This is a genomic window from Pseudomonas sp. 24 E 13, from assembly GCF_900004715.1.
Classification (GTDB): Bacteria; Pseudomonadota; Gammaproteobacteria; order Pseudomonadales; family Pseudomonadaceae; genus Aquipseudomonas; species Aquipseudomonas orientalis_A.
Window position 1 is genome coordinate 26,422 of the sequence record NZ_CVTO01000158.1, and the last position, 10,310, is coordinate 36,731.

General features: G+C 60.6%; 6 protein-coding genes. 1 reads left to right on the top strand and 5 read right to left on the bottom strand.

Translation table 11 applies throughout. The features are described from left to right. Window positions 1–43 precede the first annotated feature (43 nt). A complete protein-coding gene (locus BFP90_RS25580) occupies window positions 44–1,108 on the top strand; it encodes a 3-deoxy-7-phosphoheptulonate synthase (RefSeq protein ID WP_065895541.1) in 1,065 nt (354 codons plus the stop codon). Here BFP90_RS25580 and BFP90_RS25585 read toward each other — a convergent pair. From BFP90_RS25585 to mgtA, 5 genes are all read right to left on the bottom strand, one after another. Next, entirely contained in the window at window positions 1,105–1,527 is a 423-nt protein-coding gene (locus BFP90_RS25585; protein WP_065888252.1) for a chemotaxis protein CheY, read from the bottom strand. The genes BFP90_RS25580 and BFP90_RS25585 overlap by 4 nt on opposite strands. Before the next feature lie 134 nt (window positions 1,528–1,661). Next, window positions 1,662–5,276: a transporter substrate-binding domain-containing protein gene (locus BFP90_RS25590; protein WP_065898279.1), complete on the bottom strand. Its 3,615-nt coding sequence runs from the start codon at window positions 5,274–5,276 to the stop codon at window positions 1,662–1,664. A gap of 6 nt (window positions 5,277–5,282) precedes the next feature. Then, complete coding sequence (locus BFP90_RS25595; protein WP_057725622.1) at window positions 5,283–5,909, bottom strand: response regulator transcription factor; 627 nt, start codon at window positions 5,907–5,909, stop codon at window positions 5,283–5,285. 304 nt (window positions 5,910–6,213) lie between these two features. Then, window positions 6,214–6,930, bottom strand: coding sequence for an MgtC/SapB family protein (locus BFP90_RS25600; protein WP_065898280.1), 717 nt, complete (start codon window positions 6,928–6,930; stop codon window positions 6,214–6,216). A 39-nt stretch (window positions 6,931–6,969) separates the two neighbouring features. Then, entirely contained in the window at window positions 6,970–9,675 is a 2,706-nt protein-coding gene (mgtA, locus tag BFP90_RS25605) for a magnesium-translocating P-type ATPase (protein WP_065898281.1), read from the bottom strand. Between the last annotated feature and the right edge of the window lie 635 nt (window positions 9,676–10,310).

The window sequence follows — 10,310 nt, forward strand, 5'->3', positions numbered from 1 at the left end:
AGCGTGCGGGAATTGCCCGCCGCTTGCCCAGGAAACCTTGAATATGAACGCCTCCGTCGCCGCTTTACCCGTCTCTACGCTGACCAGCGCCAATGAAGCCCTGACCCAGCGCCTGCCCAGTGCCCATGAGCTCAAGCATCAACTGCCCCTCAGCCCGTTCCTCAATGAACAGGTGCATGCCCACCGCCACGCCGTACGCGCCATCCTCGATGGCCAGGACTCGCGCTTGCTGGTGATTGTCGGCCCGTGCTCGATACACGACCCGCAGTCGGCCATGGAATACGCGCGCAACCTCAAGAAGCTGGCGCTTGAAGTCAGCGACCAGATGCTGCTGGTCATCCGCGCCTACGTCGAAAAACCCCGCACCACCATTGGCTGGAAAGGCCTGGCTTACGACCCGCACCTCGATGGCAGCGATGACATGGCCGCAGGCCTGGCCCTGTCCCGGGAACTGATGCGCGAGATGCTGCGCCTGGGCTTGCCGGTTGCGACCGAGCTTCTGCAACCCATGGCCGCCGGCTACTTCGACGACCTGCTCAGTTGGGTGGCAATTGGCGCGCGCACCACTGAATCGCAGATCCACCGCGAAATGGCCAGCGGCCTGGGCATGCCCGTAGGCTTCAAAAACGGGACCGACGGCGGCGTTGCGATTGCCTGCGACGCGATGCGCTCGGCCTCGCACCCGCACCGCCACTTCGGCGTCGACAGCCTGGGGCACCCGGCCATCATCCAGACGCCGGGCAACCCCGACACCCACCTGGTGCTGCGCGGCGGTCACCGCGGGCCGAATTACGATGCGCAGAGCGTCTCCCAGGTGAAACACGACCTGGCCAAGTCCAAGGTCGCTGCGCGCATCATGGTCGATTGCAGCCATGCCAACAGCGGCAAGGACCCGCTGCGTCAGCCGGCGGTGTTCAACGAGGTGCTGGAGCAGCGCTTGCAGGGCGACACGTCGCTGATCGGCATGATGCTCGAAAGCCACCTGTTCGAAGGCTGCCAGCCGCTGGGCCCGTCGATGAAATACGGCGTGTCGGTGACTGATGGTTGCCTGGGCTGGGCGGGCACAGAGCAGTTGCTGCGCAGCGCCGCCGAGCGCCTTCGCGACTAGGCTCCTACGGCCGGCTGGCGGGATAATGCCCTTAACCACGGCAACACCCGCAAGCCGGCCAGGGTGTGGGGCGGGTCGATGATCTCCATGAAATGTTCGAGATTGACGTTATCCGGCACGCCCGGCAGGCGTACCGATACGGTCGGCATGGCGTCGGCGGGTACGTCCAGGTCCAGGTTGTCGTATACCAGCACATGGCGCGCCTGCGGGTTGGGCCCGCTTGCATGGGCCGCCAGGACCGCATTGATGATCAGCACATCGAAGGGTTCGGCCGGAATGGCGGTAAGGATCTGGACTTCTTCAAAGGTCTGCACCGGCACAATTCGGTGATACCCCAACTGGTTGAGCATTTTCTCGATGTACAACCGTTGCAAGTGCAAGTCATCGGCTATGAGGATGGTCAGTGCTTTGTTCGGCATGGCAAACCCCTGGTCAGGCAGCGCTCGTCAGTGAGCGTCGACCATTTTCCAGACAAATCCCGAACACAAAATCAGGCTTATTCCCCCTTCGTGTAGGACTTCTCCCAAAAGATCCCAATGGCCGTTAATCGGGATCAAAGCTGATTGCAATAAAGGCTCAGCCCACCATGCAAAGCGAGGATAGCTTCCTCGACAGCCTCGGTCGTCGCGGCCAGCGCGTGGCGGTCCTGCCTTTCACAAACAGCCTCCAGCGCTTCACAGCGCGCGATCAGAACCTGTGCCTTGACCATTCGTGCCCCTCCCTTGGCGCGATGTGCGAGGTCGTGCAACTTGGCGAAGTCAGCCTTGCGCTGCAGCGGCGGCAACAGCGCCCGGTCCGCCTCCAGGCTGTCGAGCAAGGGTATCAGCAGCTCGGTGAGCGCGTGGTGGTCCTCCCCCGTCAACGTGATCAGGGTACTCAAATCAAACGCCGCCGCTTCAGGGCTGGGGGCGTAAGTGGAGCGTGACGCCAGCGCAGCGCGCAAATCGTCAATCCCGGTGGGTTTGAACAGGCAACCATCCATCCCGGCTTGCCGGCAGCGCTCGGCTTCCTCGGGTTGGGCATTGGCGGTGAACCCCAGGAGCAGGCACGGTGCCAGGCCTGATTCACGCTCCAGTAAGCGGATGTCTCGCGCCAATTGATAGCCGTTCTTGAAGGGCATATTGCAATCGGTAATGACGCCATCGAACTGCCCCGCGCGCCAGTGCTCAAGCCCTTGAAGGCCGTCCTCGGCCGTGGTGATGCGGTGGCCCAGGAAACTCAACTGTCGAGCCAGCAGCAAACGGTTGGCCGGGTAGTCGTCCACCACCAGGATACTCAAGGCATGAGGCGGCGTGACGGGAGCGCTCGCTGCAGTCCCCTCCTGCGGCACTGCAGCGGTCATGACCAGGGCCAGGGTCACATCCAGCCGGGTGCCCTGCCCCAGCACACTGCTCAAGTGCAGCTGCCCGCCCATCATTTCGCACAGGTTGCGGCTGATCACCAGCCCCAGGCCGGAGCCACTACGCGCCGATTGCTCACCATTGCTGCCCTGGATAAAGGGGCTGAACAGGCGCAACTGGTCCTGGGCACTGATGCCAATCCCGGTGTCCTGCACCCACAATTGCAGTTTCAGGTGCTCCCCATCGAACGTCGCCTGGGCACCGAGCGTGACCTGCCCGTTGTGGGTGAACTTGATGGCATTGCTCAGCAGGTTCGACACCACTTGCTTGAAACGCAGGGGGTCAACCAGCACCATGCGATCAATCGATGGATCAAGTTCAACTTGCAGCGCCAATCCCTTGGCCCGCGCCAAACCTTCGAACACGCGTGCCACCGACGTCAGTAATTCATGCGGATTGGCCGGCTCCAGCACCAGCGACAGATGACCGGATTCGATCCGCGCGATATCCAGAATATCGCCGATCAACTCCAGCATGCCGCGCGAAGCCTCCGAAGCCACCTCCAGGGCATCCCGGTCCGCCAAGCCCTGTTCGGCGCTCTTCAGGGCCAGCTCGATCATGCCGATCACTGCATTCATTGGCGTGCGGATTTCGTGGCTCATGGTCGCCAGAAAGGTAGTCTTCGCCCGGTTGGCGGCGTCGGCATCGTCCTTGGCTTCCTGCAACTGACCCAACAACTGCTGGCGCTCGCTGACATCGACCCACCCGGCAATCATACCCACCACTTTCTCGTCACCGTCGCGATACGGCAACATCCATTGGTAGATGGTCAAGGCCTCGCCACTGGGCAACTTGAGTATGCGGTCATGAATCTGTGGCTCACCGTCGGCCATCAAGCGCAGGTAATCCTGATGGAACGACTGAGCCTGTGGCAGGTTGCCGGCGTCGGTTTCGACCACTGTTTTACCAATCACGTCTTCAAGCTTGTAGCCAAATACGTCCAGATAAGCGTTATTGCAGGCCATCAAGCGCCCTTGGCGGTCACGCACATAAATCGGGTGGGGGGTGCCGTCGATCAATACGCTCATAAAGCGCATCTGGTCGCTCAAGGCGCGTTCGGCCTGGACGCGCTTGCGAATCAGACTGCGCAGATAGATGGCCCAGCTCAGCGTGACGATCAATAACAGCGCGGCCAGCCCGAACCCCTGAATGATCACGTTGCGGTGACGCAGCCAGTAACTGTCTTCGATAATCACCTCGCTGCGCCACTGGGCAATCATCTCATCCATTTCCTGCGGGGTGATGCTCAGCAGCGCCTTGTCGAGGATCGAATACAGCTCCAGCTGACTGCGGTTGACCCCGAACGTGATACGCGCCGGTTCCGAGCCGACCGTGCTGGTGATGCGTAACCGATCGCGGTAATACCGGGCGATCATATAGCGTGCGCTGATCAGCGAATTCACGGCCGCCTCCGCTTCGCCTCTGGCCACCATCGCCATCGCTTGCTCCGCGCTGTCCACATCGATAAACACGACGCCGGGAAAGTCCCGCGAGATGGTATCGCGCAACCCGTTGCCGTTGATCATCGCCAGGCGTTTACCCACCATATCTTCCATTGTCACAGGGCTGTGTTCATCCCCTCGGGTTACCAGCACCAGGGCATTGGTCAGGTAGGGCCGGGTAAACCGCACCTTTTCCGCGCGCTCGACGCTGGGGGTCACGACCGCCAGCATATCCGCCGCGCCCGTGCTGACCTGGTCGATCTGGCCCGGTATCGAGTTGCCCGGCACCACGTCGAACTTCAGGCCGGTGCGCAGGCTGATACGTGACAGCACCTCGGCGCTCAGCCCCTCGAACTGTCCCTGATCATCGACGACGGACAGCGGCAGGAGTTTGTCGAGCACCGCCACCTTGACCCGCGGATGCTTGAGGAGCCAGCGCTGCTCACTGGCGCTCAGGTGCAACCGGCCAGCACCGACAATACCGAGGTTACCGCCACTCCAACGGCGTAATATTTCCATCTGCTCACCGGCGGGAATCGCCTCCAGCGCCGCATTGATGATCGGCGGCAGCCGCGTATTCTGCCGGGTGAACGCAAACCCGAATGGGTTGGCTTCGAGGGTGGAGAAATCCGCCATGCGCACAATATTGAGCTGGTTGCGGTTGATCAGGTAATTGGTGCTGATGGCATCGCCCAGGTACACATCGGCGCGGCCAAAAGCCACTGCGCCGATCGCCTCGAAGGCCGAAGAAAACAATTCCACGCGGGCATGGGGGTAGAACGCCCGTACCACCTCGGGCTGCAGATAGTGATAAAGCATCGCCACGCGCTTGCCCGCCAGGTCATCGCTCAGCGCCTGGCTATCGTTGGTACGGGTCACCAGAGTGGGTTGGTCATTGGCGTAGGAGCGCGATAGGATCAGTTGCGGGTCGGCCGCCTCATAGCCATTGGCCGAACCCAGGAAGTCCACATCGCCTCGCTTGAGGGCTTCGATCACTTCATCGCGGGTTTCGTAGCACCGAACCTCAATGGGAATATTCAGGGCCTGGCTGATCAGCGCTGCAAAATCGGCGGTAATCCCCTCGAGTTCTTCACGGTTATTGGTCAGGTCGAAGGGTGCGTAATCGGGCGCGGAAACGCCCATCAGCAACCTGCGCCGTTCGCGCAGCCAGCGCCAGTCGGGCTCTTGCAGCGTGACGATGGGAGGGTCGATACGAGAGTGGCCCAATAGCCGCAAAACATTGGGCTCATCAAGGGCCATCGCGACCATGGGCAACAGGCTCAACCAGAGAAACGTGGCGAACCGCTTGAACGCGATGGCGACCATTTCAAATCAGATCAGATGATTGCGCTGGGCAAATTTGGACAGGTGCACCACTGAGGACATCCGTAACTTCTCCTTGAGACGTGTCTTGTAAGTGCTGATGGTCTTGTGGCTCAACAGCATGTCTTCAGCAATTTCCTTGTTGCCCAGCCCCAGGGCCAGCTTCTGCAGGACAGTCAATTCACGGTCCGACAGGCACTCGATCATCTGTCGCTCGGTTTCCTGCAGGTCGTCACGGCGGACCGAGCTGGTGGGCAGGCTCGGGAAACAACTGTAGCCCGACTGGATCGCTCGGATAGCCTTTTGCAGCTCATCCAGCTCGCCGGTCTTGGCCACGAACCCCATGGCGCCGGCGCGCATGCAACGGGTGGAAAAAAACACGGCCAGGTAGGAGGTCAGCACCAGGATCCTGCACGGCAGGCCCAGGGCCTTGACCCGACTGATCACCTCCAACCCTCCCAGCTTGGGCATCGCCAGGTCAAGGATGATCAGCTCGGGACGTTGCTCCCGCGCCAATTGCATTGCATCTGCACCGTCACCCGCCTGATAGATCTCATCGAATCCTTCCTCCTTCAGCAGATATTTGACCGTCGCACGTATAAAAGGATGGTCATCCACGATTAATGCTTTGCTCATACACACCCCTAGGCGATCGAAGTACCCTTACATATCAAATGGGACCTAGGTACCTGTGAGATATGACAGTTCCGACAAACGGCACTGCACCCTCATCAGGACGATAACCACTCGCAGCCTGGTCCCTTCCATTGAAACATCACGAGCAATCACGGATGGACCAGAACGGGCAGCCAGCCGTAAGTGCCCAACCTTAACAATGCAATGATGTTTTGATTGAAGGGATAGTCCTGACTACTTGTAGGATTTTTCCTCACGAAAAGCCTAGTCGATATTGGCTCAACGGGCGGTTCGGGCACACGGGTCAGTCGGTGGTACTTGGGCTCCAGAACGCCTGCACCACCAGACTGGAGGTGGAAATACGCGCCACCAACGCGTCCAGCTCGTCACCGTCGACCGACGTCGCGGCGAGGGTGGCTTCGATTTCGACTTCTTCGCTGCCGAAGGGGCGTACATCGACATCGCTGGCCGGGTAGTTGCATCGCGCCAGCTCCGCCTCCAACATCACCATGACTGCCTGTTGCTGGCTACGCCGTGCGATGACATAGAGAATGTTGGTCACCTCGGCCGAGACCACGTCCAACGGCTGACGGTTGATGTTATTGACGATCGGGCGCAGCAACGTATTGGCCGCCAGCACGAACAGCGTTCCCAGCAATGCCTCGAGAATCAGGTCGGCCCCCGCACAGGCACCGACTGCGGCCGATGCCCACAGGGTGGCGGCCGTATTGAGCCCGCGCACATTGCCCTCCTCGCGCATGATCACACCGGCCCCCAGAAAACCGATACCCGACACCACGTACGCGACCACGCGCACCGCGCCTTCGGCACCGCCCAGCCGATTGGCCATGTCGACAAAAATCGCCGCGCCGACCGCCACCAGTACATTCGTACGCAGACCTGCGGTGCGCTGACGGTATTGGCGTTCAAAGCCGATCAGACCGCCGAGAACAAACGCGGCGCTGAGGCTGACCACGGTGTCGACCAGTGAGTCGAGGTTGATGTTGTTGATGGCCTGCATAAAAAAATCTCCATGACTGCTGCGGCAACCGAGCCCCTGTTACTGCCAGCCAAACTTGCGGATGTAGTAGCCCTTCACTGCCTGGGTCAATGCCATGTAGGCCAGCAGAATCACCGGCAGGAACACAAAGTACAGCGACGGCAGTGCCTGCAATTTGAAGTAATGCGCCAACGGCCCCATCGGCAGAAAGATCCCGACGGCCATGATCACGCCTGTCATCACCATCAGCGGCATTGCCGCGCGGCTTTGCAGGAACGGGATTTTCGGGGTGCGGATCATGTGCACGATCAACGTCTGGGTGAGCAGCCCCACCACGAACCAGCCCGACTGGAACAGGGTCTGGTGGTCCGGCGTATTGGCATCGAACACATACCACATGAGTGCGAATGTGGTGATGTCAAAGATCGAACTGATCGGCCCGAAGAACAGCATGAAGCGGCCCACATCCGCCGGCTGCCAGCGTTGTGGCTTGGCGAGCATGTCGTCGTCGACGTTGTCGAATGGAATCGCGATCTGCGAGATGTCATACAGCAGGTTCTGCACCAGCAAGTGCATCGGCAGCATCGGCAGGAACGGAATAAACGCACTGGCCACCAGCACCGAGAACACATTGCCGAAGTTGGAACTGGCCGTCATCTTGATGTACTTGAGCATGTTGGCGAAGGTGCGCCGACCTTCCAGCACGCCCTCTTCCAGCACCATCAGGCTCTTTTCCAGCAGGATGATGTCGGCGGCTTCCTTGGCGATGTCCACCGCGCTGTCCACCGAAATACCGATATCGGCTGTGCGCAGCGCCGGCGCATCGTTGATGCCGTCCCCCATGAACCCCACCACATGCCCGTTGGCCTTGAGCAGACGCACAATGCGTTCCTTGTGGCTGGGCGTGAGCCTGGCGAATACGTTGGTGGTTTCCACCGCCTGCGCCAGCTCGGCGTCGGTCATGTCTTCGATATCGTTGCCCATCAGCAGCCCTTGTTGCTCCAGGCCCACTTCACGGCAGATCTTCGCTGTGACCAGCTCGTTGTCACCGGTCAGCACTTTCACCGCCACGCCATGCGCCTTCAAAGCCTTGAGGGCGGGCGCGGTGCTTTCCTTGGGCGGATCGAGAAACGCCACATAGCCGATCAGCGTCAGGTTGTTTTCATCCGCCAGGGTGTAGGTATCACGCCCGGCCGGCATCGGCTGCGCCGCGACTGCCACCACGCGCAGGCCTTCTTCGTTGAAGGCCGCGGTGACCTGGCGAATGCGCGCCAGCAGCTCTGGCGTCAGCGCTTCATTGACGTCGCCATGGCGCACGCTGGTGCACACCGACAAAATCTCCTCCACCGCGCCCTTGCAGATCAACAGGTGCGGCTGGTCCTGCTCGGCCACCACCACCGACATGCGACGACGGTTGAAGTCGAACGGAATCTCATCAACCTTCTGAAACGCGGTACCGACTTTCAATTCACGATGGATCTCCACGTGCTCGAGCACGGCCACATCCAGCAGGTTTTTCAAACCGGTCTGGTAATAGCTGTTGAGGTAGGCCATTTCCAGCACATCGTCAGACTCCCGGCCCCACACGTCCACGTGGCGCGCCAGGAAAATCCTGTCCTGGGTCAGCGTGCCGGTCTTGTCGGTGCACAACACATCCATGGCGCCGAAGTTCTGGATCGCGTCCAGGCGCTTGACGATGACCTTCTTGCGCGACAGGAACACCGCGCCCTTGGCCAACGTCGAGGTGACGATCATCGGCAGCATTTCGGGGGTAAGGCCCACGGCAATCGACAGCGCGAACAGCAACGCTTCGGTCCAGTCACCCTTGGTGAACCCATTGATGAACAACACCAGCGGTGCCATCACGAACATGAAGCGGATCAGCAGCCAACTGACCTTGTTGACCCCATGCTGGAACGAGGTGGTGGCGCGGTCGGTTGCCGTGACACGTTGCGCCAACGCACCAAAGTAGGTGCTGTTGCCCGTAGCAAGAATCACCGCCGTGGCGGCGCCGGACACCACGTTGGTGCCCATGAACAGGATGTTTTCCAGATCCAGCGGGTTGCGGGTATGGGCATCCTGCTGCTGGGCGAACTTCTCCACCGGCATGGATTCACCGGTCATCGCCGCCTGGCTGACGAACAGGTCCTTGGCACTGAGTACGCGGCAATCGGCGGGAATCATGTCGCCGGCCGACAACACGATCAGATCGCCCGGCACCAATTGCCTGATCGGCAGTTCAAGGCGCTTGGCCGCGTCCCGGCGCAGCACGGTCGCCGTGTTGCTGACCATCGCCTTCAACGCGTCGGCGGCCTTGTTCGACTTGGCTTCCTGCCAGAAGCGCAACAGGGTCGACAGCACCACCATGGAGAAAATCACCGTAGCCGCCTTCATGTCCTCGGTCAGCCAGGAGATCACCGCCAGCAAGGTCAGCAGCAGATTGAACGGGTTTTTATAGCAGTGCCACAGGTGCACCCACCAGGGCAGCGGTTGCTCGTGCTCGACCTCATTGAGCCCATATTGCCCGCGCAGCGCGTCGGCCTCCTGGGTGTTCAGCCCCTCGGCATGGCTGCCCAGCGTGCCCAGCACTTGCACGGCACTGCCATTGGCTGCGGCCACCAGGGTTTGCGCCAGGCTGGGCGGTACTTCGCGGCTGACACTGGCGTCGGTCACGGTCTCCAGCATCGCCAGCCGGCGAAAATGCCGGGCGATATGCCGGGTCCGCAGGAAGCCGGCGAAGAACTCTTTGAGTAGGCTGAGGTTCATGGTGTTACTCCTGCGCGAGGAAAAACCCGTCGTGCAGGTACTGGCCGCCCGCGCCGTGCCCGTCAAACACAGGCACAGCCGAACCTGGCCCGCCCGCCGTAAAAGGCAGGCGCGTCCGTAGCCTCCCGAGTCAACTCAGGTGCTGGTCAGCGTCGATGAGAGAGGATCAGGCAGACGCCAGGACTGGCCACTGCCGGGATGCCGCTTCTCGCTTTTATGGCGAGACAACGGCATCTGAAACATGCGCGTTACCTTGCCAAGTATGTGCCGGTTACCGAAACCGGCCGACTACTGTCACTCGAACAAGTACCCACTGAGGGTCTCCGCTATTGATGAAAACGCGCGAAGCTTACGCCGCGATGTTGCCAGAGTAAACCGTAGGAAAGTGCCTGAATGGGGAATAAGAAATTTCTTCAGGATGGGTTCAGGAATGCCGTCCTCAACCACACCGGCGAGTACATGTGGGAGGGGGCTTGCCCTCGATAGCCATAGGTATCTACACAACTCTGTAGCGCTCAACCGTACGTAACCACGATGCGAAGCGAGTCGCTCTTGATCTTGATCTGCTTTTGCTCTTGATCTCAGGCGCCCCGTTAAACCACGCTGGCCGAACGCAGGCTTGAATCCGTGGGCAA